The sequence below is a fragment of the Stappia sp. P2PMeth1 genome (genome assembly GCF_900185735.1).
Classification (GTDB): domain Bacteria; phylum Pseudomonadota; class Alphaproteobacteria; order Rhizobiales; family Stappiaceae; genus Stappia.
Map to the genome: position 1 here is coordinate 20,476 of NZ_FYAW01000040.1, position 23,871 is coordinate 44,346.

The 23,871-nt window shown below is 68.8% G+C and carries 21 protein-coding genes, 1 tRNA gene and 1 riboswitch; of the genes, 13 read left to right on the forward strand and 9 right to left on the reverse strand.

What is annotated here, in order from left to right; all coding sequences use genetic code 11:
- Position 1: 1 nt before the first annotated feature.
- From cobN to cobU, 3 genes are read right to left on the reverse strand one after another with little or no spacing between them, the layout of a single operon-like run.
- Positions 2–3,775, reverse strand: a complete 3,774-nt coding sequence (cobN, locus tag P2PM1_RS21720) for a cobaltochelatase subunit CobN (protein WP_186400520.1) — start codon at positions 3,773–3,775, stop codon at positions 2–4.
- 31 nt (positions 3,776–3,806) lie between these two features.
- Positions 3,807–4,934, reverse strand: a complete 1,128-nt coding sequence (gene cobW, locus P2PM1_RS21725; RefSeq protein WP_186400521.1) for a cobalamin biosynthesis protein CobW — start codon at positions 4,932–4,934, stop codon at positions 3,807–3,809.
- A complete protein-coding gene (gene cobU, locus P2PM1_RS21730) occupies positions 4,931–5,512 on the reverse strand; it encodes a bifunctional adenosylcobinamide kinase/adenosylcobinamide-phosphate guanylyltransferase (protein WP_186400522.1) in 582 nt (193 codons plus the stop codon). The genes cobW and cobU overlap by 4 nt, the downstream gene beginning before the upstream one ends.
- A gap of 124 nt (positions 5,513–5,636) precedes the next feature.
- Positions 5,637–5,863, reverse strand: a riboswitch (cobalamin riboswitch).
- A gap of 257 nt (positions 5,864–6,120) precedes the next feature.
- Between cobU and P2PM1_RS21735 the strand changes: the two genes are divergently transcribed.
- Positions 6,121–6,195 (forward strand) — tRNA-Asn (locus tag P2PM1_RS21735).
- Positions 6,196–6,338: 143 nt separating this feature from the next.
- Here P2PM1_RS21735 and P2PM1_RS21740 read toward each other — a convergent pair.
- Positions 6,339–7,217: a LysR family transcriptional regulator gene (locus P2PM1_RS21740; RefSeq protein WP_186400523.1), complete on the reverse strand. Its 879-nt coding sequence runs from the start codon at positions 7,215–7,217 to the stop codon at positions 6,339–6,341.
- Between the two features lie 207 nt (positions 7,218–7,424).
- On the opposite strand from P2PM1_RS21740, the gene P2PM1_RS21745 reads away from it, so the two are divergent.
- From P2PM1_RS21745 to P2PM1_RS21755, 3 genes are read left to right on the forward strand one after another with little or no spacing between them, the layout of a single operon-like run.
- Positions 7,425–8,267: a 2OG-Fe(II) oxygenase gene (locus tag P2PM1_RS21745; protein ID WP_186400524.1), complete on the forward strand. Its 843-nt coding sequence runs from the start codon at positions 7,425–7,427 to the stop codon at positions 8,265–8,267.
- Between the two features lie 4 nt (positions 8,268–8,271).
- Positions 8,272–9,087 (forward strand): 2OG-Fe(II) oxygenase, encoded by an 816-nt coding sequence (locus P2PM1_RS21750; RefSeq protein WP_186389830.1) that lies wholly within the window; start codon positions 8,272–8,274, stop codon positions 9,085–9,087.
- Positions 9,078–10,355, forward strand: coding sequence for an MFS transporter (locus P2PM1_RS21755; protein ID WP_186400525.1), 1,278 nt, complete (start codon positions 9,078–9,080; stop codon positions 10,353–10,355). The genes P2PM1_RS21750 and P2PM1_RS21755 overlap by 10 nt, the downstream gene beginning before the upstream one ends.
- Before the next feature lie 27 nt (positions 10,356–10,382).
- Here the strand turns inward: P2PM1_RS21755 and P2PM1_RS21760 are convergent, their stop codons facing one another.
- The 3 genes from P2PM1_RS21760 to P2PM1_RS21770 all read right to left on the reverse strand — a co-directional run bounded on the left by P2PM1_RS21760 (position 10,383) and on the right by P2PM1_RS21770 (position 11,636).
- Complete coding sequence (locus P2PM1_RS21760; protein WP_208985373.1) at positions 10,383–10,856, reverse strand: TspO/MBR family protein; 474 nt, start codon at positions 10,854–10,856, stop codon at positions 10,383–10,385.
- Between the two features lie 140 nt (positions 10,857–10,996).
- Positions 10,997–11,230, reverse strand: a complete 234-nt coding sequence (locus P2PM1_RS21765; RefSeq protein WP_186389833.1) for a DUF4287 domain-containing protein — start codon at positions 11,228–11,230, stop codon at positions 10,997–10,999.
- Positions 11,231–11,243: 13 nt separating this feature from the next.
- The gene (locus P2PM1_RS21770) at positions 11,244–11,636 is read right to left on the reverse strand and encodes a cupin domain-containing protein (protein ID WP_186400526.1); all 393 of its coding nucleotides are present in this window, start codon (positions 11,634–11,636) and stop codon (positions 11,244–11,246) included.
- Positions 11,637–11,778: 142 nt separating this feature from the next.
- On the opposite strand from P2PM1_RS21770, the gene P2PM1_RS21775 reads away from it, so the two are divergent.
- A complete protein-coding gene (locus P2PM1_RS21775; RefSeq protein ID WP_186390094.1) occupies positions 11,779–12,282 on the forward strand; it encodes a MarR family winged helix-turn-helix transcriptional regulator in 504 nt (167 codons plus the stop codon).
- A 34-nt stretch (positions 12,283–12,316) separates the two neighbouring features.
- Here P2PM1_RS21775 and P2PM1_RS21780 read toward each other — a convergent pair whose 3' ends face one another.
- The gene (locus tag P2PM1_RS21780) at positions 12,317–13,210 is read right to left on the reverse strand and encodes a VOC family protein (protein WP_186400527.1); all 894 of its coding nucleotides are present in this window, start codon (positions 13,208–13,210) and stop codon (positions 12,317–12,319) included.
- A 174-nt stretch (positions 13,211–13,384) separates the two neighbouring features.
- Positions 13,385–15,097 (reverse strand): methyl-accepting chemotaxis protein, encoded by a 1,713-nt coding sequence (locus tag P2PM1_RS25745; protein WP_186400528.1) that lies wholly within the window; start codon positions 15,095–15,097, stop codon positions 13,385–13,387.
- Positions 15,098–15,404: 307 nt separating this feature from the next.
- Here P2PM1_RS25745 and P2PM1_RS21790 point away from each other — a divergent pair, with 307 nt between their 5' ends.
- The 8 genes from P2PM1_RS21790 (at position 15,405) to P2PM1_RS21825 (ending at position 23,868) form a co-directional block, all read left to right on the forward strand.
- Positions 15,405–16,499 (forward strand): META domain-containing protein, encoded by a 1,095-nt coding sequence (locus P2PM1_RS21790; protein WP_186400529.1) that lies wholly within the window; start codon positions 15,405–15,407, stop codon positions 16,497–16,499.
- Between the two features lie 149 nt (positions 16,500–16,648).
- Positions 16,649–17,356 carry an ABC transporter permease gene (locus P2PM1_RS21795; RefSeq protein ID WP_186389838.1) on the forward strand — a complete coding sequence of 236 codons (708 nt, stop codon included), beginning with the start codon at positions 16,649–16,651 and terminating at the stop codon, positions 17,354–17,356.
- Positions 17,349–18,143, forward strand: a complete 795-nt coding sequence (locus P2PM1_RS21800) for an ATP-binding cassette domain-containing protein (protein ID WP_186400530.1) — start codon at positions 17,349–17,351, stop codon at positions 18,141–18,143. Before P2PM1_RS21795 ends, P2PM1_RS21800 begins: the two co-directional genes overlap by 8 nt.
- Before the next feature lie 22 nt (positions 18,144–18,165).
- Entirely contained in the window at positions 18,166–19,002 is an 837-nt protein-coding gene (locus P2PM1_RS21805) for a substrate-binding domain-containing protein (RefSeq protein ID WP_186400531.1), read from the forward strand.
- 372 nt (positions 19,003–19,374) lie between these two features.
- Positions 19,375–20,013, forward strand: a complete 639-nt coding sequence (locus P2PM1_RS21810; protein ID WP_208985374.1) for a hypothetical protein — start codon at positions 19,375–19,377, stop codon at positions 20,011–20,013.
- Positions 20,014–20,245: 232 nt separating this feature from the next.
- Positions 20,246–21,712, forward strand: coding sequence for a deoxyribodipyrimidine photo-lyase (locus P2PM1_RS21815; protein WP_186400532.1), 1,467 nt, complete (start codon positions 20,246–20,248; stop codon positions 21,710–21,712).
- A gap of 15 nt (positions 21,713–21,727) precedes the next feature.
- The gene (locus tag P2PM1_RS21820; protein WP_186400533.1) at positions 21,728–23,032 is read left to right on the forward strand and encodes an NAD(P)/FAD-dependent oxidoreductase; all 1,305 of its coding nucleotides are present in this window, start codon (positions 21,728–21,730) and stop codon (positions 23,030–23,032) included.
- Complete coding sequence (locus P2PM1_RS21825; RefSeq protein ID WP_208985375.1) at positions 23,029–23,868, forward strand: DUF1365 domain-containing protein; 840 nt, start codon at positions 23,029–23,031, stop codon at positions 23,866–23,868. The genes P2PM1_RS21820 and P2PM1_RS21825 overlap by 4 nt, the downstream gene beginning before the upstream one ends.
- The last annotated feature ends 3 nt before the right edge of the window (positions 23,869–23,871 follow it).

Consider the following 23,871-nt stretch of genomic DNA (forward strand, 5'->3'; position numbering starts at 1 on the left):
CTCACGAGGTCGTCTCCCTTTCCTGCCCCTGCGGGGTCTTCCCAAGCGGGCTTTCGATGTTCAAGGCAGCGCGCACCGAATTGCGCCGCGGCCGCCACAGATCGCGCTCGACCGCCTCGCGGAAGCGCGCCTCGATTTCCTCCAGCGCCTTCGGATTGGCCTCGGCCAAGAAGGCGCGGACCTTGCCGTCATCCAGATAGGCATCATAGAGCTGGTCGAAATGGTGGTCGCCCACCGCATTGGTGGTGGCGGCAAAGGCGAAGAGATAGTCCACCGTCGCGGCGATCTCGAACGCGCCCTTGTAGCCGTGGCGCATGACGCCGGCGATCCACTTCGGATTGGCGGCGCGCCCCCGCACCACCCGGCCGATCTCCTCCGACAGGGTGCGGATCACCGGGCGCTCGGGGCGCGAATGGTCGTTGTGATAGATCTTCGGCGCCGTGCCCTTCAGCGTTTCCACCGTCGCGGCGAGCCCGCCCTCGAACTGGTAGTAGTCGTCGCTGTCGAGCAGGTCGTGCTCGCGGTTGTCCTGGTTGTGCAGCACCGCATCGACCTGCGACAGGCGCGCGGTCAGGCTGGCGCGCGCGCCCTCGCCCTTCGCCCCGCCGCCATAGGCATAGGAACCCCAGGCGAGGAACGCGTCGGCAAAGTCCGCGCGGGCGTCCCAGAGCCGCTCGTCGATCAGCGCCTGCAGGCCGGCGCCATAGGCACCGGGCTTCGAGCCGAAGACGCGGTAGAGCGCCTGTCGGCGGGCCTTTTCCGGCGCAAGGCCGTCCGCCTCCAGCCGGGCGGCTTCCTTGCGGGCGCGCGCGGCCAGCGGGTTGGCGTCCTGCGGCTCCTCCAGCGCGGCGATGGCGGCGACCGCCGACTGGAACAGGTCGACCTGATGCGGGAAGGCATCGCGGAAGAAGCCGGAGATGCGCAGCGTGACGTCGACGCGCGGCCGGCCGAGTTCGGCCAGCGACAGAATATCGAAACCGGTGACGCGGCCCGAGCCCGCCTCCCATTTCGGCCGGGCGCCGATCAGCGCCAGCGCCTGGGCGATGTCGTCGCCGCCGGTGCGCATGTTGGCCGTGCCCCAGCAGGTCAGAACCACGGCGGCCGGATATTCGCCCTCGTCCTGGAAATGCCGCTCGACCAGCCGTTCGGCGCTGGCCGCGCCGATGCGCCAGGAGGTCTCGGTCGGCACGGCGCGCACATCGACGGAGTAGAAGTTGCGGCCCGTCGGCAGCACGTCGGGGCGCCCGCGCGTCGGCGCGCCGGACGGGCCCGGCGGCACGAAGCGCCCGGCAAGGCCGGCGAGAACGCCGGCGGTCTCGGCGTCCCCGGAAGCGCTGACGGCCGGGCGGATGCGGGTCTCGATCTCCTCCAGCACGGCGGCGGTGGTGGCAAAGCCCTCCGGCGCGCGGCCCTCCTCCACCAGCTTTGCCGCCAGCAGTTCCAGCCGCTCCACCGTGTCGCCGCAACTGCGCCAGGGGCTGCTTGCCACCTCTTCAAGCAGCACCGGGCGCGGGCCGTCGAAGGGCAGTTCATAGGCGCAGGCGAGCGGATCGAAGCCTTCAAGTCCGAGGTCGCGGGCAAGCGCCCGGGTGATGCCCTCATGCGCCGGCCCCTCGCCGCGCGGCACCCGCACCAGCGCCACCAGGAGCGCGGTCAGCAGATCGCCGCCAGGTGCAGCGCCCAGCACATGCAGCCCGTCGCGGATCTGCAACTCCTTCAGGTCGCACAGATGCGCATCGAGCCGAGCCAGCCGCGTCTCCTCGTCCATCTCGCTGGTCAGGCCGATATCGCGGTCGAGGCCGTGCCGCTCCGCCGCCTCGAGAATGTCGCGGGTCAGCGCCTTCAGCCGGCGCGGGTCGACGCCCTGCGCCAGGTAATATTCGTCGAGCAGCACTTCCAGCTCAGCGGTAACGCCGTGGCTTTCGGCCCGCGCCAGCGGCGGCGTCAGGTGGTCGACGATGACGGCGGAGGTGCGGCGCTTGGCCTGCGCCCCCTCGCCCGGATCATTGACGATGAAGGGATAGATGTTGGGCAGCGGCCCGAGCACGGCTTCCGGAAAGCAGTTTTCGGAGAGCGCCAGCGCCTTGCCCGGCAGCCATTCGAGATTGCCGTGCTTGCCCAGATGCACCACCGCATGGGTGCCGAAGGTTTCGCGCAGCCAGATGTAGAAGGCGAAATAGTGGTGCGGCGGCACCAGGTCCGGGTCGTGATAGGTCGCCTTGGGATCGATGTTGTAGCCGCGCGCCGGCTGGATGCCGACGACCGCATTTCCGAAGCGCGTCACGGCAAGGCGGAACGCCCCCTCCTCCACATGCGGATCGTCTTGCGGCCGCCCCCAGCGCGCCGTGACCGCCTCGCGCACCGCCTGCGGCAGCCGGGCAAAGGCCGCGGCATAGTCGGCGAGCGGCAGCTCAGCGCCGCCATGGCGCACGCGGCGGGCAGCGATGTCGTTGGTCGGGCCGTCGCTGATCCGCGCCATCAGCTCGGCAGAGCCCTGCGGCGCGCCGTCGATGCGGTAGCCCTCGGCGGCAAGCGCCTGCAACAGGCGCGCGCAGGAGGCCGGCGTGTCGAGGCCGACGCCATTGGCAAGGCGCCCGTCCTTGTTGGGATAGTTGGCAAGGATCAGCGCCACCTTGCGCTCCGCCGGCGGGGTCGCGGCGAGGCGGGCGATCCGCGCGGCCTGGGCCGCGACGAAGGCCACCCGGTCGGGTTTCGGCACGAAGCGCATGGTCGCCGACTGGGTGAGCGGATCGTGCGGGGCCTGCTCCTTGAAAGAGACGGCGCGGGTGAGAATGCGCCCGTCCACCTCCGGCATCACCACATGCATGGCGAGATCGCGGATCGACAGGCCCTGATCGGCGTCGCGCCAGCCCTCCTCCGAGGAGGACGAGAACACCACTTGCAGCACCGGCACGCCCGGCGCATCGAGCGGCGTTCCGCTGTGCGCCTCGCCGGCCTTCGACACGGCGAAGGCGGTGGCGTTGAGCACCACGGCGGGCGGCGCCTCGGCGAACAGCGCGGCGAGGACGGAGGCGGATTCGGCCTCCTTCAGCGAGGAGACGAAGACCGGCAGCGGGTTGATGCCCTCGCCCGCCAGCGCCGTGCACAGGGCCTCGACCGGCGCGGTCGCCGCGCTCTGCATCAAGGCCCTGTAGAAGACGATGGCGGCGACGGGGGCGGCCGGATCAGTCCAGCTCGCCTTAAGCTCGGCCAGCGTCGGGTGCGCACGGCCGGGCAGCAGCAGGCCGGCGCGCGGCAGCGGGCGCGGCGGATCGGGCTCCTGCGCCCCATCCAGCAGATGCGCGGCGTAGCGCAGGAAGTTGCGAAGGTTTTCCGCCCCGCCTTCGGCGAGATAGCGCCACAGGCGCATCACCTCGTCGACGGGCAGCGTGGAGCGGGCGGCAAGGTCCGCGTCCCAGCGGTCGTCGCCCGGCATCACCGCCAGATGCAGGCCGTGGCCGCGCGCCGCCTCGGTCAGCCGCTCGACGCCATAGGGCCAGTATTCCGCCCCGCCGAGCAGGCGCAGCACGACCAGCCGCGAGCCCGCCACCGTCTGCTCGGCATACATGTCGACCGAATAGGGGTGCGACAGGGCCATCAGGTTGGCAAGCCGCAGGCTCGGCTGCCCCGCCCCGCCCCCTGCTGCCACGGAGGCGAGCGAGGCGAGTTCCGTGTCGGCCGCCGACAGCACCACCACATCGGCCGGCGACTGGCCGAGATCGACCGCCTCGTCGCCCTGGTCGATGCGCCCGCTGCGCCCTGCGAGAATATGCATGCCGTCTCCTGCGCCTTGCCTGCCGTATGGATCAGGCGGCGAGCGCGCTGGCGAGCAGACCCTCGACGCGGGCAAGGTCGAAGCCGGCAAGGCCGATCACCACGACCCGGCCGGGGGCGCGCGCGTCGCGCGCGAACCATGCCTCGACGCGCGGGCCGACCGCCTGCACCATCGCCGGCGCGGCCTTGCCCTCGATGCCGACCGCGCCCTTGATGCGCAGCACGCCGGGCACCGCCATGGCGGCGGCGACGCGCGCCTCCAGATCCTTCAGCGAGGCGAGCGGGGCGAGCTCGACCACATGGCTGACGAAGTCGTCGTGGTCGTGATGATGGTGATGGTGGTGATCATGATCGTCATGGTCATGATCATGATCGTCGTGATCGTGGTCGTGGTCGTGGTCGTCGTGGTGATGATGCTCGTGATGGCTCTCGCGCCCGTGCATGTCGTCTTCCGAAGCGCTCATCCGGCCGAGCAGCACGTCGGCGGCGAGCCTGCCCTTTTCCGCCGCCACGATCTCCACCGCCGCGCGGACGCGGCCGGCGACCTCGGCCCGCACCCGCTCCAGCGTCGCCGCATCGACGAGATCGGCCTTGTTCAGCACGACGAGGTCAGCGCAGACGAGCTGGTCCTCGAACAGTTCCTCCACCGGGCTGTCGTGGTCCAGCGCCTCGTCGGCGGCGCGCTGCGCGGCCAGCGCCGCCTCGTCGCCGGTCACCCGCCCTTCCGCGACGGCTGCGGCATCCACCACCGTCACCACCGCGTCCACCGTCACGCGGGTCTTGACGCTCGGCCAGGAGAAGGCGCGCACCAGCGGCTGCGGCAGGGCAAGGCCCGAGGTCTCGATGACGATGTGGTCCGGCGCCTCGTCGCGGGCGATCAGCATTTCCATCGTGGGGAGGAAATCGTCGGCGACGGTGCAGCAAATGCAGCCATTGGTCAGCTCCACCACCTCTTCGGCGGCGCAGTCCGGATCGGCGCAGCCGTCGACCAGCGAGCCATCGAAGCCCATGTCGCCGAACTCGTTGACGATGAGGCCGATGCGCTTGCCCTTTGCCTCGCGCAGCAGGTTGGCGAGCAGCGTCGTCTTGCCGGCGCCGAGGAAGCCGGTGACGATGGTGGCCGGGATCTTGCCGGCGGTGCGGGGCGTGGATGCGGTCATAGGCGGATCTCCGGCTGGAGGTGGGATGGCTTGAGAACGAGCGGCAGGCCGGCGGCGACAAGCACCGCTACATCGGCGAGTTCCGCGATGCGGCGATTGAGGCGACCCTGCTCGTCGCGAAAGCGGCGGGCGAGCGCATTGTCGGGCACGATGCCCGAGCCGACCTCGTTGGTGACGAGAACGATGGGGCCGGGCGCGGCGCGCAGCGCCCCGGCGAGCCGGGCCGTCTCCGCTTCCGGATCGGCTTCAGCGAAAATCAGGTTGCTGAGCCACAGGGTCAGGCAATCGACGAGGATGGCGCGCTGCGCCGTGCTCTCGGCAGCGAGGACGCCGGCAAGGTCGCGCGGCTCCTCGATGGTCCGCCAGCCCTCGCCCCGCTGGTCGCGGTGGCGGTCGATGCGCTGGCGCATCTCCTCGTCATGGGGCGTGCAGGTGGCGACATAGACGCGCTCGCGCGCCGAGGCGAGCACCAGCCCCTCGGCATAAAGGCTCTTGCCCGAGCGCGCGCCGCCCGTCACCAGCACGGTGCGGGCCGCGACAGGAGCCGGGGCGGTTGGAGAATCGGATGCGCCGCTCACGCGCAAGCCGTCCGGCAGCGGGATATGCCGGGAGGGCTGAAGCGGCGGGCGCCCTTCAACGGGAACATTCTGGCCTCCTGCCGTCCACCCGACGGCGCGTGACGTTTCGGGCCGGGCCCCTTGGCGGGGGCTCGGGTGATCCGGCTCGTCTCCTGGCTCGCGGGTCGCGGCCTTGCCCTGCCCTTCCCGGACCGAAAGGCCCAGTGGTTCATGCAGGAAGGCTCGCCGCTCACAGTTGCGGGGGCAGCTACGGATTCGGGAGCCCGACTTGGGTCCTCCCCCACCGTATTCCGACTTTCCCCTTTCACCGGACTTCGTCCGTCAGAAAGGACCGGAAGATCACGACTCATAGCCTGCCGAAGGGGCCGGCGTCCAGCAGCGAGACGTGGACGGCTCCGGGAAGCTTCCGCAGCGGCGCCCGCTCCACTCACAGCGGATGCGGCCGGATGCCCGCGGCTCTTGCCGGTGCAGCTTGCCGGTGCACGCTCCCCGCCCCTCCCCACTCCCCGACTGTGGAAAAGTTTTGCGACAAAGGGCTTGGCAAGCGGCGGCGCAGTTTGCTATACGCCTGCCATCGACGCGGTGCGGATGCCCCGCGTGTTTCGTGATCCCCGGTAGCTCAGTGGTAGAGCAAGCGGCTGTTAACCGCTTGGTCGCTGGTTCGAATCCGGCCCGGGGAGCCACTTCCTCCTTATCTTCCCAAAAATCCTCCAGTCTTCCCGAAAACATGCGCCGCCTGGCGATATCGGGTTTCCTGCGGCCGAATGGGCTCTAGGTCGTGAATTCATAACTGTGCCGTTTCTCGCCAGACTTACGAGTCCACGACCTACGCGCGTTCCTTCAGGAAGTCGACAAAGGCGCGCACGCGCGGAATGGCCTGGCGGCCGGGAAGCATCAGGGCGGAGATCGGCTTGGGATCCGCGTCGTGCTGTCCTTGGAACAGTTCAACGAGCTGCCCCTCGGCAAGCGCCTTCCTGCCGAGAAAGTCCCCAAGACGGATGATGCCGACGCCCTCGATCGCCATCTGCAACAGCGTATCGGCGCTGTCCGCGGTGACGCTCCCGCGGACGGGCGTCCGCACCACGGCTCCCTGCTCGATCATCGGCCAGTAGGCTTGGCCGGGAAATCCGGTCAGCAACAGACAGTCATGGCTCGCCAGGTCCTGGGCGGTCGTCGGTGTGCCGCGCCGTTCCAGATAGGCGGGGCTTGCGGCGATGACGCGGCGGACCGTGCCGAGGCGAGCCGCGATCAACTCGCTGTCGTCCAGCAGGCCGACGCGGATCGTCACGTCGATCTGCTCCTCGAACGGGTCTATGCGGTGGTCGGAAACCGAAACCCCGACCGTCACTGCCGGATGTCGGCGCAGGAACGCCGGCAGCAGCGGCGCCAACCGGTGCCGCGCGAAGGCGGTGCCGCAATTGACGCGCAGATGGCCGCGAACCTCGCCGTGCCGGTGCGACAGGTCGACCTCGGCCGCCTGTGCGAGCGCAAGCATGCGGCGAGCATAGCCGATGAAGACGGCGCCCTCCGGCGTGAAGGCAAGCCGACGGGTCGAGCGGTGCACGAGCTTGATGCCGGTGCGCTTCTCCAGGCGCGACACCATGCGGGACACGCCCGACGGCGTCATCCCCGTCTCCTCGGCGACAGCCGCCAGGGTGCCGAGATCGGCCAGCCGCAGGAGCAGGATGACTTCGGGTGCGAGCATGGATCCCTGCAGCATTCGTGACGTAGCGGCACGACAGAGTTGCGGCCGGAGCGGCTGCCTCTGCGGCGCATTCATACTATAGGTTGCACCCATAAAAACCAGTCAACCGCATGCTCCGGCACGCAACCGGCCACCTGGCCGGGCTGCTGGTCACGACTGCACGTGCAAGGCTCCGGACCAGAACGCAACGAAGTATGAGGAGGCGACATGGATACTGCATTATCCACTGAAGTCGAACGCTTCGAGGCCAGCCCGGCGTCCGGCGGCTTGCCCTATGTGATGCATACCGACAAGTACGGTCTGAACAGCGAGCATTTCAAGGCGCTCGCCAGGGGCGAGGTCCGCGTCATCCGGGTTGCGGCCTTTGCGAACGGTCCGTCCTGCGAACTGATCTCTCGGGGGCAGGCCTCCCTCGGTTTCGAGCCCTACATCAACGTCTCGGAGGTCCGCAAGATCGGCATGGCCTTCTACGAGACCGAGCTCAAGCCAGAACTGATCGAGCGCTATTTCGTGGTCGCGCGGGAGCATCTGAACGATTTCCGCAAGGCCTGCGAGCCGTACGGGTCGCCCCTCGACACGCTGCGCGGCATTCTCGACGAGATCTGGCCGGCGGGTGCAAACCTGCAGACGCTGTTCGGCCGCAAGATGTTCGTCGGCCTGTCGCGGATGGTGGAGCCGAACACGACGTTCCTCGCCCACCATGACATCTTCTCCGAGGATGCGCCGGGGATCGAGGAAGCGGAATCGCTGCTCGCCCAGTTCGCCGCCAACATCTATTTCCAGGTCCCCGAAGTGGGCGGCGAACTGCTGATGTGGCATCGCAACATGACGACGGAGGAATTCGACCGCAGGCGCCGGGGCAAATACGGCATCGCCGTCGAGGACCTGCCGACGCCCGACGTCATCGTCAAGCCCGGACGGGACGACCTGCTGATCTTTGATTCCCGCAAGATCCACGCGGTCGCTTCGCCGCACGATACGGCGCGCATGGCCGTGTCCTTCTTCATCGGCTATCGCGGCGACGACCAGCCGCTCACCTACTGGAGCTGACGCCATGACCCTTGCCCGTCCCGATGTCTCGTCCGCCGCCCCGATCGATCCCGTGCGCGTCGCCCCCACCCTCTCGCTGGACGACGTTCTGGCCCTGATCCGCAACGAGATCCAGGTCCTGCGCGTGCCGGAGTTCATTTCCGCCGAGGCGTGCCGAACCATCTCGCAAGGACTGAAGTCCACCGGCTATAGCGACTATCTCAACGCTCCCAAGGTCGGCCGGATCGGCATGTCCTATTTCGAAACAGGCCGCAAGCCGGAGATCATCGAGCACTATTTCGCCACCGCGCTCGACAATCTCAACCTGCTGCGCAGGGCCTGCGATCCCTATCCCTGCCCGATGGACACATTCCGCTGCGTCATGGACGAGACCTGGGGCGCCGGCTGCACGCTGCAGACGCTCTACGGCCGCAAGATGTTCGTCGGCCTGTCGCGCTGCATGAAGCCGGGCATTCCCCTCAAGGCTCACCACGACATGTTCGGCCGCCATGCCCCCGACACGCCGGAGGCCGCGTCCCTGATCAGCCAATTCGGCATCAACATCTATGTCGATGTCCCCGAAACGGGCGGCGAACTGGCGATGTGGCAGGACGAACTGTCGGACGCGGAGTTCCTCGATCAGCGCGGCGACGACTACGCGATCCCGCTGGAGAACCTTCCGCCCTGCAACTATTCGGCAAAGCCGGAGAATGGCGACCTGATCCTGTTCAATGCGCGCAAGCTGCATGCGGTGCTGCCCGGCGAGGGCATCGACCGCCTGACGATCTCGGGCTTTCTCGGCTACCGGGGAGACAGGGAGCCGCTGACGGTATGGAGCTGACCCGCCCTGCGGCGAGCAAGGGTCACCTGGGCGCTGCCGTCCTGGTGATCTTTGCCGCCGGATACCTGCTGTCCTCGCTGTTGCGCGGCGTCACCGCCGCGCTCGCCCCCATGTTCACCGAGCAGTTCGCCCTGTCCGCCGGCGAACTCGGCTTGCTGGCCGGATCCTATTTCGCCTCTTTCGCGATCCTGCAACTGCCGATGGGGGCCCTGCTCGACCGGTTCGGCGTGCGCGCCGTGCTGGTGGTCTCGCTCGCCATCGCCGCGTTGTCCTGCGTCCTGTTCGCTGTCGCGGAGAGTTTCGAAGGCCTGTTCGGAGCGCGGCTGCTCACCGGCGTCGGCGTCAGCGCCTGCCTGATCGCCCCCCTCACGGCCGCCCGCCTGTGGACGACGCCGGCGCTGCAGCAGCGGCTCAACTCGTGGATGCTGATGGCCGGAGCGCTGGGGCTGATCCTCGGCACGCTGCCGTCCGAAAGCCTCGCCACGCGCTTCGGCTGGCCGATGCTATTCCTCGTGCTGGGGGTGCTGTTCGCGGCCGTCGCGCTGCTGGTCGCGTTGCAGGCACCGGGGCATCGCCCGGCCGCCGGGGTGTCGCCGCATGGCATCCTGCGTGGCTATGCGTCGATCGTGCGGACCGCGCATATCTGGCGGATCGGGGCCCTCGGCTTTTTCAACTACGCGATCCTCGTCGCCGTGCAGACCCTGTGGATCGGGCCATGGCTGACGGAAGTCATGGGCGAAAGCCCGCGCGGTGCGGCGCTGGAGCTGCTCTACATCAACGTGATCATGCTCTTCGTGTTCCTGGTCATGGGCTATCTGTCGCCGCGATTTCTCTCCAGCGCCGAGGACGGGGAGCAGGTGTTGCGGCGCTGGACGCCGGCCAGCATCGTCCTGCTCGTCGTCATTGCCGCCCTCGGCGCCCGCGCCGACTGGTATCTGTTCGCGCTGTTCTGCGTCGCCGCCTGGCCGCTCTCGGTGACACATCCGCTCGTCGGCCAGAGGTCGCAGCCCGCCGAGGCCGGGCGCGCCATCGCCTTCTTCAACCTGCTGCTGTTCGTCGGCGTGTTCCTGTGGCAATGGGGCTTCGGCGCCCTGGTGTCCGCCCTCGCCCCGGAAGTCGGCGTCGAGGCCGCCTATCGGCTCGCGGTCGGCGCGCTGGCCGCCCTGTCCCTTGCCGGCTATCTGGTGTTTGTCACCGGCGCGCGGGTCGTCACCATCCGTGCGCAGGACGCACGCCCGGCCGCCTCCCCGGTCAAGGACCGGTCCTGATCGGGCGGCGGAGGTCTTGCGTTTACCTCACTCCTCCCGGTTCAGCCGCCAGATCGAGAAGTTCAGCGCGACGGCGAAGCTGACCCAGGCGAGATAGGGCACCAGCAGCAGCGCCGCGAGCATGTGCACCGGCCAGAACAGCAGGATCGTCGCGAGGATCGACAGCCACACCAGCACGATGTCGATCATGCCGAGATCCGGGCGGTGCAGGCCGAAGAACAGCGGCGTCCAGGCGCCATTGAGCACAAGCTGGAGGCCGTAGACGGCGAGCGGCAGGGTCGCGCCGGCAAAGCCCGCCTCGCGCCACACCAGCCAGCCGGACACCGCGATCATCACGTAGAGCACCGTCCAGACCGGCGGGAACAGCCGGTTGGGCGGGCGCCAGGCCGGCTTTTTCAGCCGCTCATACCATTCACCGGGGCGGAACAGCGCGCCGGTCAGGGCGGCGAGGAAACAGGCTGCCAGAAACCCCAGCAGAGCCGGCAGGGTGGACATGTCCATGAGCTTTGCCTCGACATTTCGCGAAGTACGGCGCTGGGGAGCGGGCCCCGTGCCAGGTCAGCGCCCTGCAGGTTCCCTTGTCGCTGCAGGACACGATCGCGAGACTGACAGGTTCCGCCGGCCGCGCAAGACGCCCGCCCTCACCTGTCCTCGGCGAGCGTATGGGCGACCAGCGCATTGGCATGGCCATGGCCGAGCCCGTGGGTCGCCTTCAGCCAGGCGACGAGTTCCATGTGCTTGAGGCCGGATTGCGCACGGATCAGGGCCTTCCACTCGGCAATGGGGCGGCCGTATTTCTTTTCGATGGACGGGAAATAGGAGGCCGGTCCCTTGACGGTCCCCTTCACCGGCGGCTTGCCTTCGGATGACGACATGTCCCGTCTCCTTTCACAGATCCTGCTGGCGGATCGTCTCGGACGGGTGGATGCAAACCAGCTCCAGTTGCTCCGTCCCCACGTTGAGATAGCGATGCGGCACATCGGCCGGCGCGACGACGATGTCGCCGGCAAAGGCGCGCAGCCGCTCGTCGCCGACCAGGAATTCCGCCGCGCCTTTGCGCACCACCCAGGTCTCGCGATAGGGGTGGACATGCAGTTGCGAGCCGGTGCCCGGCGCGCTGTCGGTGATGAACATGGACACCGGCGAGCCGTAATCCTTCCCCTCGAAACGCACCGTCCGGCTTTCGCCCGGAACCGGCGGGCGATGGCGGCGGACCGAGATATCGGGCCGTCCGGCATCCTCGGCAAAGGCCTGCGCCGGGGCGTGAACACTGGCTGTCATGGCAATCCCTCCCGCATTTATCTTGACGAGAAGATACTTCCAAAGATTTGTCTTTGCGTCAAGATAATTCTCTTGATATCGAGAGACTGAACCCGGAAGCCGCCCTTGAGCAGCAGGCGGGGTCCCGACGCGGGGGGATGTCATGGCGGATCATATCGACAGGTTGCGGGCGCAATGGGCGCGGGAACTGCCGGATCTCGACACCGAGCCGATGGCGATCCTCGGCCGGGCGCGCAGGCTGACGCTGCTGGCCGGCGGCAGCATCGAGAAGATCTTCGCGGGCTACGGGCTCGACCGCGGCGAGTTCGACGTGATCTCGACCCTGCGCCGCGCCGGCCCGCCCTACCGGCTGACGCCGACCGAGCTCTATTCGACGCTGATGATCTCCTCCGGCGGGCTGACGCACCGGCTCGGGCGGCTGGAGACCGCCGGGCTGATCGCGCGTGAAAAATCCGCGCGCGACGGGCGCAGCCTCGAAGTGGTGCTGACCCCGGCCGGCCGCGCGCTGGCGGAAGAGGCCTTCCGGGCGGATATGGCGAACGAGGCGCGGTATCTCGCGCATCTTGCCCCGGCCGAGCGCGAGACGCTGGCCGGCTTGCTGCGCAAGCTGCTGGAGGAGATCGAGGCGCCGGGCGGCGGCGCCTGACCGGCTCCCGCCTCAGCCAGTCGTCAGGCGACGGTCAGGCGGCGGTCAGGCGGATGCGGGTGCCCCAGGGATCGGCAAGGGCAAGCCCGTCGCCGCCGGCTGCGACATCCAGCCTGGCCTTGTGTGCCGCATCGGCGATCGCGCCGAGCCGGTCCGTCTCGCGCAGCACGATCTGCAGTTCGGCAAGGCCGGTGTGACCGTCCTTGCGCGGCCCCGCGCCCCGGCTGTTCCAGATGTTGCCGGCAAGCTGGTGGTGATAGCCGCCCGAGCCGTAGAAGCTGGCGCCCGGATAGCGGGTGGCAATGTCGAAGCCGAGCAGCGCCGAATAGAAGGCATCGGCGATGTCGGTGGCCCCGACCTGCAGATGCACATGGCCGACCAGCGTGCCGGCCGGCGCGCCGTGCCACATCGTCCCGGCCGCCTCCGCCAGCAGCGAAGGCGCATCCAGCGGATCGGTCGACATGACAATCGCGCCGGTCGCATCCGTCCAGGCGGACGGCGTGCGGTCGGCATAGATCTCGATGCCGTTGCCTTCCGGATCGGCGAGATAGACCGCCTCGCTGACCTTGTGGTCGGACGCGCCCTGCAGCCGCAGGCCGCGCGCGGCGGCAAAGGCGAGCCAGCGGCCGAGATCGGCGCGCGAGGGCAGCAGAAAGGCGGTGTGGAAGAGGCCCGCCTCAGACCGCGGCGCAGGGGCGAGGCCGGCATCGCCGCGCAGGCGCAGCAAGGGCACCCCGCCGGCGCCGAGCAGCACCTCAAGGCCGTCGGTGCCGAGATCCTCGAGCCCCAGGACCTCGCGATAGAACGCAGCGACGCGCGCGCTGTCGCGCACCGCCAGCGTCACGAGGCCGACGCGCAGCGGCGCCGCCGCCATGTCGAAACGGTCGCCCTGCGCGGCGGTCCGGCTGTCGAGGGGGATGGCGGGCATGACTGTCTCCAGATCTCGGCACAGGCCATGGGGCCTGCAATCTATCGACCGAAATGTGCGCCGCGTGCGGCATGATTACAATCCGCCATTCCCTCACAGTATCGTTCACTCAGGGAGAACAATACCGCCAGCCTGCTCCGCCAGGGCGGGATCGGGAGGCTCGGCCCGGATCCATCACGCCGCGTCGAAGCGGGCGATGAAGTCGTGCACCGAGGTCCTCAGGTTGTCCGCCTCGCGGTGCACCGTGCGCGACAGTTCGCGCACCCTGGCCGCCTCTTCGCCGGCCTGGCCGATGGCGGAAGACATCTCGCCCATCGTGTCGGCGACCTCGCCGGTGCGGGTCGAGGCCTGCTGCGCGTGCTGGCTGATTTCCCCCGTTGCCTGGCCCTGCTGGTCGACCGCCTCGGCGATGGACCCGGTGAAGCCGTCGACATCCTGCATGGTGCGGGTGATCTCGCCGATGGCCTGGACCGCATCCTCGGTCGAGGCCTGGATCGCGGCGATCTGGGCGCCGATCTCCTCGGTCGCCTTGGAGGTCTGGGTGGCAAGCTCCTTGACCTCGGCAGCGACGACGGCAAAGCCCCGACCGGCCTCGCCGGCCCGCGCCGCCTCGATGGTGGCGTTGAGGGCGAGAAGGTTGGTCTGCTCGGCGATCGCCTGGATCAAGGAGACGACCTCGCCGATCTTGCTCGCGCCGGCAGCAAGCCGCGACACCGTCTCGTTGGTGCGCTTCGCGTGGTCGCTCGCCCGCGACACGACCTCGGTGGTGGAGGTCACCTGCCGGGCGATCTCCGAGATCGAGGAGGACAGTTCCTCCGCCGCCGCCGCGACGGTCTGGACATTGTCGGACGCCTGGCGCGAGGTGGCGGTGGTGCGCTCCGACAGGTCGCCCGAGCGCGCGCTCATCTGCTCCAGGGTGTCGACGGCCGTCATCAGCGCGCCCGCCGCCCCGTCCAGAGTGTCGAAGAAGCCGCGGGTCGTCTCGTGGAAGGACTGCGCGGTGCGCCGTTCCAGTTCGCGCTGCTCGACGGCCCGGCGGGTCTCCTGCTCGCTCGCCTCCTCGGCAAGCTGGCGCTGGCGTATCACGCCTTCGCGGAACCGGGCGAGCGCCTCGCTCAGGCGTCCCAGTTCATCGCGCGAGCGCCAGGCCGGCGCCGGCACATCCGTGTCGCCGTTCGCATAGGCGCGCGCGACGCGATCGAGATCGCGGAGCCGCACCGTCACGGAGCGGTACACGAAGACGGTCCCGGCCAGGAAGACCAGAACCATCGCGGCGACGCCGCCGAGACTGACGTTGCGCGCCCACGCGGCTTCGGCACGCAGGTTCGCAAGGCTTGCCGCAATCGAGGCCTTGAGCAGTTCCTCCGCCTCGTCGGCGCGCTCGATAAGGGTCTCGAACGTCGCATCGAAGATCTCGTCGGCCTTTGAGCCGGCTCCCCCGTCCACGCCCGAAACGAGGCCGGCATGGCGCTCGCGTGCGACCTCCTCCAACGCGTCGATCTTCGCCGCGACATCCCGCACGACCTCGCGCACCCCCGGATCGGAGGTGGCGATGAAAGCTCCCTCGCTGTTGCTTCCCCCGTCCAGGATGGCGCGGGCATAGAACCGTGCCTCGTCGATCAGCCGCCAGACCTCGTCGATGCTCTCCCCCTCGTCGCCGGACATGATCTCCTCCAACAGGAGATGGGCCCGGGTGGCGGTGAGCTTGATCTCCATTGCCGCATCGGCCAGCGGCGCCTCGACCTCGCCCAGCCGAATGCCGTTGTCGCCAACCCGCTGCGTGGCGTCGAGGGCGAACAGGCTGGCGCCCACGGAGACCACGATCAACAGGGCCATGGTGGCGCCGATCTTGCGCGCGACACTCAGATTGAACGCTCCCTTGCGCATTCCGCCCTCCAGTTTCGAGAATTACCTGTTCCCGAGATTGGAGGATCTGGCGTGAACACTCCGTAAAGTTGCGCAAAAAACGGAAAAGCGGCGAGAATACCTGACGAATTTTCTGAGCATGGCCGGACATTTCGAATCGCTTTCAACAAAACCGCTCCACTGCAGGCGCAAATACCTCCATGTGCCTCCAGCCCCCGCCTGCACCACGGGGTTGCGCCGGCCCTGCTTTCGCCGCTAAGCCGAGAAAGGATCCACCGGACGGCGCGCCGATGCAGGACGCGCCCCTTCGCAAGCACGGCAGGACAGAATGGCCCAAACCGCAAGCCCCCGCGCAACAACCCCAGCCACCCCCGGCCCTGCCACCCTCGGCCTTGCCACCCTCGGCGTTGCCGGGGTGCTGGCGCTCGCCCCGCCGCCGGCCGGCGCACAGGAGGGGGACTGGGTGTTCAAGGTCGTCGGTACGGCGGCCTATCGCGAGCGCATCGCCATCGGCAGCGGCGCGGAGCTGGTCGTCGAACTGCGCGAGATGGCGGCGCTCGAGCCCGGCGTCGAGGCCGGGAGCGTGCGGCTGGTGGCGGAGAAGCGGCAAAAGCTCGAAGGCCGGCAGGTGCCCCTTCCCTTCTATCTGAAGGCCGAGGGCGACCGGCTGGTGCCCGGCACGCGCTATGCGCTCCGGCTCGTGCTCGCCGATGGCGAGGGCCCCGGCTGGGTGTCGCAGCCGGTGGCGGTCGAGGCCGCGCCCACCGGACCGGACGGGGCCGGAACGGATGCCGGCGACGTGCTGCTGCTGCGCCAGCTTCCCGTCTCGGTGACGGTGAACCTTACCTGCGGCGAGGTCGCCGGCGTGCTGCGGCAGCGCGACGACAGCGCCGTGCTGGAGCTTGGCGACGAGACCCTTGCCCTGAAGCAGACCCCGGCCGCCAGCGGCGTGCGCTACGAGGCCGGGGACGATCCCGCCACCGTGCTGTGGACCAAGGGGCTGGAGGCCAGCTTCACGCTGCGCGGAGAGGAACTGCCGCCCTGCGGCCTCGAAGTGGAGGTGCCGCGCTTTGCCTCGGGCATGGACGCGCTGCCCGGCGGCGAATGGGTGGTTGAGGACATCTCGGGCGGAGGCATCGTCGACGCTTCCCGCGTCACTCTGGTCTTTTCCGACGAGGGCCAGCTCGGCGGGCAGGCCACCTGCAACAGCTACGGCACGCGCTTTGCCACCAATGGCGAGCGGATCGCTGTCGACCCGCGCACCGTCTCGACCATGATGGCCTGCGCCCCGGCGCTGATGGAGCAGGAGCGCAAGTTCCTCGACACGCTCCCCGAGCTGAGCGAGTGGCGGATCGACGAGACCGGAGCGTTGCTGCTGCGCGGCGAGAGCGGGGCGACGCTCACCGCCCGCCGCGCCGGCTGACCCGGCGGGCGGCGCCGCCGCCTCCGCCAGATCGGTGCGTCCCCCGCGCGCCCACTCCCGCCGCGTCGCACACCCGGACGCTCGGGATCGGGAGTGGATTTTTCGGCGATTTTGTGCGTTCCTTCCCTTCTGAGGGAGGAAAATCAGGAATGCAGAGCTTTACGGCAGTCCTGGGAGACGCCGTCGCGCTGATCCTGTCGGGCGACGCCAGCCTCATGGGCATCATTGCCCTGTCCTTGCGCGTCACGGTGACCGCCGTGCTGATCGCCTGCGTCATCGGCCTGCCGCTCGGCGCCGCGGTCGGCGCCTTCCGCTTTCCCGGGCGCACCCTGGCGACCGTCCTGCTCAATTCGCTGATGGGCCTGCCGCCGGTGGTGGTCGGCCTCGTCGTCTATCTGGCGCTCTCCGCTTCGGGGCCGCTCGGCCCGCTCGGCCTGCTCTACACGCCCACCGCGATGGTGATCGCGCAGACCATCCTGGTGACGCCGATCGTCGCCGCCCTCACCCGCCAGGTGATCGAGGATCTCGACCGCGAATATGCCGAGCAGTTCCGCTCGCTCGATGTCGGCCCGCTCGCCCGCATCACCGCGCTGCTGTGGGATGCCCGCTACAGCCTGCTGACCGTGGCGCTGGCCGGATTCGGCCGGGCGATCGCCGAGGTCGGCGCCGTGCTGATCGTCGGCGGCAACATCAACCACGTCACACGGGTGATGACGACGACGATCGCGCTGGAGACCTCGAAGGGCAATCTCGAACTGGCGCTGGCGCTCGGCGTGGTGCTGCTGGTCATCGCCATCCTGGTCAACGCCGCCGTCATGGGCCTGCGTGCCTCCGCCGCGAGGGCCGCCTATGCGTGAGGCCCTGGCCAGAAACGAAGCGGAGGGCGCCCAGCACCCTGACGCGGCACCCGTCCCCGCCCTGCTGGAGGGGCAGGGCCTGCTGCTGGAGATCGGCGGCAAGCGGCTGATCGACGGCATCGACATCCGCATCGACGAAGGCCGCCGGACCATGGTCATGGGCGCCAACGGCGCCGGCAAGAGCCTGCTGCTGCGCCTGCTGCACGGGTTGATCGCGCCGAGCGCGGGCGCGATCGCCTGGCGCGGCGGCCCGCTCGACAGGACCGCCCGGCGAGCGCAGGCGATGGTGTTCCAGCGCCCGGTGATGCTGCGCCGCTCGGTCATCGCCAATCTCGCCTTCGCGCTGAAGGTGCGGGGCCTGCGCGGGGCGATGCGTCAGGCGCGCATCAATGAGGCGCTGGAGAAAGCGCGGCTGACCGATCTTGCCCGCAGCCCGGCGCGGGTTCTGTCGGGCGGCGAACAGCAGCGCCTCGCCCTGGCGCGGGCGCTCGCCTGCGATCCCGAGCTGCTGTTTCTCGACGAGCCGACGGCCAGCCTCGACCCGGCCTCGACCCAGGCCATCGAGACCCTGATCGCCGATGCCAGCCGGCGCGGCGTCACCGTGGTGATGGTGACCCACGACCTCGGCCAGGCCCGGCGGCTGGCGGACGACATCGTCTTCCTGCATGCCGGCAGGGTCGCGGAGAGCGGGCCCGCTGCGCGGGTGCTGTCGTCCCCCCGTTCCGAAGCCGCCAGCGCCTGGCTGGAGGGGCGGCTGTTCCTCGACGAGCCGCGCACGCAAAACTGATCAACAAAGAGGGAGGTCCAACATGCTTCGTCGCCAGTTCCTGACACTTGCCGCAGCCGGCCTGCTGGCGGCGGGTGTTTCCGCGCCCGTCCAGGCACAGGACACATTCATCATCGTCCAGTCGACCACTTCGACGCAGAACTCGGGCCTGTTCGAGTTCATGCTGCCGAAGTTCCAGGAAAAGACCGGCATCGAAGTGCGCGTCGTCGCCGTCGGCACCGGCCAGGCGATCAAGAACGCCGCCAATGGCGATGGCGACGTGCTGTTCGTCCATGCCAAGCCGGCGGAGGAAAAGTTCGTCGCCGACGGCTACGGCGTGAAGCGCTTCGACGTGATGTACAACGACTTCGTCGTCGTCGGCCCGCCGGCCGATCCGGCCGGCATCGCCGGCTCCAGCGACATCACCGACGCGCTGAAGAAGATCGCCGAGGCCAAGGCCCCCTTCGCCTCGCGCGGCGACGACAGCGGCACCCACAAGGCCGAGCTTGCGCTGTGGGCGGCGGCCGGGGTTGACGTCGCGGCGGCCTCGGGCGGCTGGTATCGCGAGACCGGCTCGGGCATGGGCGCGACGCTCAACACCGGCACCGGCATGGGCGCCTATGTGCTGACCGACCGCGCCACCTGGATCTCCTTCGGCAACAAGGGCGCGTACCGCATCGCCGTCGAGGGGGACGAAAGGATGTTCAACCAGTACGGCATCATTCTGGTGAACAAGGAGAAGCTCCCGAACGTGAAGGCCGATCTCGGCCAGCAGTTCGTCGACTGGGTGATCTCCGAGGAGGGGCAGCAGGTCATCGCCGACTACAAGATCGACGGCCAGCAGTTGTTCTTCCCCAACGCCCGGCCCAGCGGCAGCTAGACCCGGTCCTTCCGAACCGACGCGGTCACGAAAACGTGACGTTTACCACGCCACCTTGTGGCCGCGTCTCTGCCGCATTCCTGCCCGGTTTGAAATTCCCGAGATTTCAGCAGCTTACCCAAGGGGATCCGGCATCCGTAAAAAAACCGTTTCGCACGGAACCGCGTCTGTGTGATGCGCGTTACGGTTTTGTCAGGATGTTTGAGAGACGTTGGGGCACGCTTGGCCTAGAATATTTGGGAGTCGTACACCAAATCTCAAGCTTAGCAACATTCAGGCGGTCACCGGCCACAGAACTCGGGACCGCCCAGCCTTGGGAGGCGACGAATGTTTGGACTTGCAAAGACTATCGTTGCAGGAAAGTCACGCAGTGTGGCTTCGCGGCACGGCGTGGCCCGCAGCGGGCTGGCGCTGGCGGCGGCGATCGCCCTCGTTGCGGCGTCCGCCGGCGCGGATCTGCGCGCGCAGACCGCCGACGCGGTGCTGGCGAAGAGCGACCGCGAGACCTTTCTCCTGCCCCAGGACCGGCTGTCGGTGACGCTCGGCACGCCGCAGGGCGCCGTCGAGGAAAGCTCCTATGCGATCTGGGTCGGCGAGGTCGAGCGCCAGGGGCGCAAGACCGTCTGGGTCGAGCTGATCGACGATCACGGCGAGGTCATCTACGACAGCGAGGTCGCGCAGAACGAGACGCATCTGCTGCCGGACGGCCGCGCCGTCGTGGTCCGCGCCATGCTCGATCCGCAGGATGACCAGACCCGCGTGGCGAAGACCGACCAGTCCCGCGTCGCCCCCGATGCGCGTCTCGTGGTGACCCGCCGCGTCGTCGACGATCCGGAACTGCAGACCACCATCGAGTTCATCGAGGAGACCCCCCGGTCGGAACCAACCACGATGATGCGGATCGCCGCCTTCGGTGATGCGCTGTGGAGCGCCATCCTCGCCAGCCTCAGCGTGGCGGCGGACAGCATCGTCGTTGCCTGGCACTGGATCACCGAACCGTTCCGCGCCTAGAACGTGGCCTGAACCACTGGCCTGAAACATTGGCCTGAAGCATTGATGAGCGATCCGAAGAACGGCTGCGCCCCGGGTGCGGCCGTTCTTCGTTTGCGCTGCGCCCCGCCCGGTGCAAGGCGCGGACAGGCTCCGCGACGCGGCCTGCGCATTTCCGTCAAAAGTGCTGATCCATCAGTCACAAGAGGACGTAAGTGGATCAGATACCCGCTGAAGACGGACATTCCGCCCCATGCCCTCGAAGGTCAGCCTGCCCCCGATTGTCGTCTGGTTCCGCGAGGACCTGCGCCTTGACGACAATCCTGCGCTCGCCGCAGCGCTCGCGGAAGGCCGGCCCGTCATCGCCCTCTATGTGCTCGACAGCGGGCCGGATGCGCCGCGCGCGCCGGGCGGGGCCTCGCGCTGGTGGCTCAATCTGTCGCTGAAGGCGCTTGCCGGGGACCTTGCGAAGATCGGCGTGCCGCTGGTCCTGCGCAAAGGCCCGGCGCTGACGGCCGTGCGCGAGGTGCTCGCCGAGGCCGGCGCCGCGCATATCGTCTGGAACCGGCGTTATGAGGCGGCCGGCATCGCCATCGACGCGGAGCTGAAGGCGGCCTTGCGCGGTGACGGCCTCGTCGCCGAAAGCTTCAACGGCGCGCTGCTGGCCGAGCCCTGGGAGGTGCTGACCGGCGCGGGCCAGCCCTATCGGGTGTTCACCCCCTTCTTCCGGGCGATGACCGCGCGCGGCGCCCCGGCGCAGCCGAAAGACGTCAAGGCCCCTTCCCGCCCCTTGCCGGAGCCGCCCGTGCTTCAGAGCGAGGAGATCGACGCGCTGCTGCCTCTGCCCGCGCGCCCCGACTGGGCCGGCGGCCTGCGCGACACCTGGACGCCGGGCGAAGCCGGCGCGCACCGGCGGCTCGAGGCCTTTCTCGACAGCCGGTTGCACCGCTATGCGGGCGAGCGCGACATACCCGGTGCGGACGCCACCTCGCTGCTGTCGCCGCATCTGCGCTTCGGCGAAATCTCGCCCCGCCGCGTCTGGTTTGCGACCAGTGAGCGGGCCGCCGCCGGCGACTTCGACGACCGGCATCTCGACAAGTTCCGCTCCGAGCTCGGCTGGCGGGAGTTTTCCTACCACCTGCTGTTCCACTTCCCCGATATCGGCCATGCCAGTTTCCAGCCGCGCTTCGAGGCCTTTCCCTGGCGGGACGACCCGGACGGGTTCCGCGCCTGGACGCGGGGGCGAACCGGCTATCCGCTGGTCGATGCCGGCATGCGCGAGCTCTGGCACACCGGTTACATGCACAACCGGGTGCGGATGGTCGTCGCCTCCTTCCTGATCAAGCATCTGCTGATCGACTGGCGCCAGGGCGAGGCCTGGTTCTGGGACACGCTGGTCGACGCCGATCCGGCCAACAACACCGCCAGTTGGCAGTGGGTGGCAGGATCGGGCGCCGATGCCGCTCCCTACTTCCGCATCTTCAACCCCACCAGCCAGGGCGAGACATTCGACCCCGACGGCGCCTATGTGCGGCGCTGGGTGCCGGAACTTGCCCGCCTGCCCGCCTCATACATCCACAAGCCTCACGCAGCCCCGCGCGAGATGCTGGAGCAAGCCGGCATCCGCCTCGGCGACACCTATCCCCGGCCGATGGTCGAGCACGGCGCGGCGCGCCAGCGCGCCCTCGACGCTTTCCAGTCCATAAAAAACGCTGCCTGAAGAGAAGGACATTTAATGCGCATCGCCGTCATCGGTTCCGGCATCGCCGGCAACAGCGCCGCCTGGGCCTTGAGCGAAAGGCACGACGTCACGCTCTACGAGAAGCGGGCGCGCCCCGGCGGCCACAGCGCCACCGTCGACATCGACTATGACGGCACGCGGCTGGCCGTCGACACCGGCTTCATCGTCTACAACGAGCTCAATTATCCCAACCTGACCGCGCTGTTCGATCACCTCGGCGTCGCCAGCGAGGCGAGCGACATGAGCTTCTCCTTCTCGCTCGACGGCGGCGTGCGGGAATGGTCGGGCAGCAGCCTCGGCACGATCTTCGGCCAGCGGCGCAACATGGTCTCGCCGCGGTTTCTGTGGATGCTGCGCGAGATCCTGCGCTTCAACCGCCTGTGCGTCCTTGACCGCGCCTGCGGCGACCTCGTCGGCCTGTCGCTCGGCGACTATCTCCAGCGCCGGAAATTCTCGCCCGGCTTCGCCTCCGACTATCTGCTGCCGATGGGCGCGGCGATCTGGTCGACGCCGCCGGCCCACATGCTCGATTTCCCGGCGGAGAATTTCGTCGCCTTCTTCGAGAACCACCGGCTGGTCAACCACGACCGTCCGGTCTGGCGCACGGTCACCGGCGGCAGCCGCAGCTATGTCGAGCGGCTGCTGTCGCCCCTGCAGGGCCGCGTGCGGCTGGCGACCCCGGTCGCCGAGGTCACCCGCCGCAAGGGGCGGGTGCATGTGCGCGACACGTCGGGACAGGAGGACGTCTTCGACCATGTCGTGCTCGCCTCCCATACCGACCAGACGCTGGCCATGCTCGCCGATGCCTCGCCGGAAGAGCGCAACATCCTCGGCGCCATCCGCTACCGGCCGAACCAGGTCTACCTGCACCGCGACCGCGCCCTGATGCCGCGCCGGCGCCGGGTCTGGGCGTCGTGGAACTACATCGCCTCCAGCGATCCGGGCGCGCCCTATCGCGATGCCTCGGTCAGCTACTGGATGAACCGGCTGCAGAACCTGCCGGGCGACAAGCCGGTCTTCGTCAGCCTCAATCCGCTGGTGCCCCCGCGCGAAGACCTTACTTTCGGCGCCTTCGAGTACGATCATCCGCAGTTCGACGCGGCCGCCATCGCCGCCCAGAAGGCGCTCGGCCAGATCCAGGGCGACCGCAACACCTGGTTCTGCGGCGCCTGGTGCGGCCACGGCTTCCACGAGGACGGCCTCGTCGCCGGCCTTTCGGTCGCCGAGGCGATCGGCTGCGACATTCCCTGGCGGGTCGGCGCGGACGGCGTCGCGCGCACCGCGGAGGCCGCAGAATGACCAGGCCACGCCCCATGGCGACGACGCAGGAGGCCAACGGCCCGCCGCCGGAGGCCGCGGCCGTGCTCTATCCGGGCAAGGTCATGCATGCGCGGCTGAAGCCGTTCGGCCACCGCTTCGACTACACGGTGTTCTCGCTGCTGATCGACCTCGACCGGCTGAATGAAGCCGACCGTCAGTCGCGGCTGTTCTCCGTCGGCCGCTTCAACCTCGCCTCCTTCCACGCGGCCGATCACGGCCCGCGCGACGGCACGCCCTTGCGCGCCCATGTGGAAGGCCTGCTCGCCGCGCGCGGGATCGACACGCCGCCGGCGCGCATCCTGCTGCTGTGCTATCCGCGCATCCTCGGCTACGTGTTCAACCCGCTGTCCGTCTATTTCGCCTATGGCGCGGACGGGGAGCTCGTGGCGCTGGTCTACGAGGTGCGCAACACGTTCGGCGACATCCACACCTATGTGGAGCCGGTGCGCGAGCGCCAGCGCGGGCCGGAGGGCATCCGCCAGTCCCGCGCCAAGGCCTTCTATGTCTCGCCCTTCATCGACATGGCGCAGACCTATGCCTTCCGCGTGCTGCCGCCGGGCAAGGCGGTGCGCGTGCGCATCCTGGAAAGTGACGCTACGGGACCCTTGCTCTCCGCCGCCTTTGCGGGAACGGCGGTGCCGGCGACGAGCCGCGCACTGTTCTCGCTCTGCTTGAAAATCCCGTTCATGACACTCAAAGTAATCGCCGGAATCCACTGGGAGGCGTTCCGGCTCTGGCTCAAGGGCGCGCCCTTTCATTCGCCGTCTCAACGTCCGGGAACCATTCGACGCCACAAAGCATATACGGGGAGCTGAAGT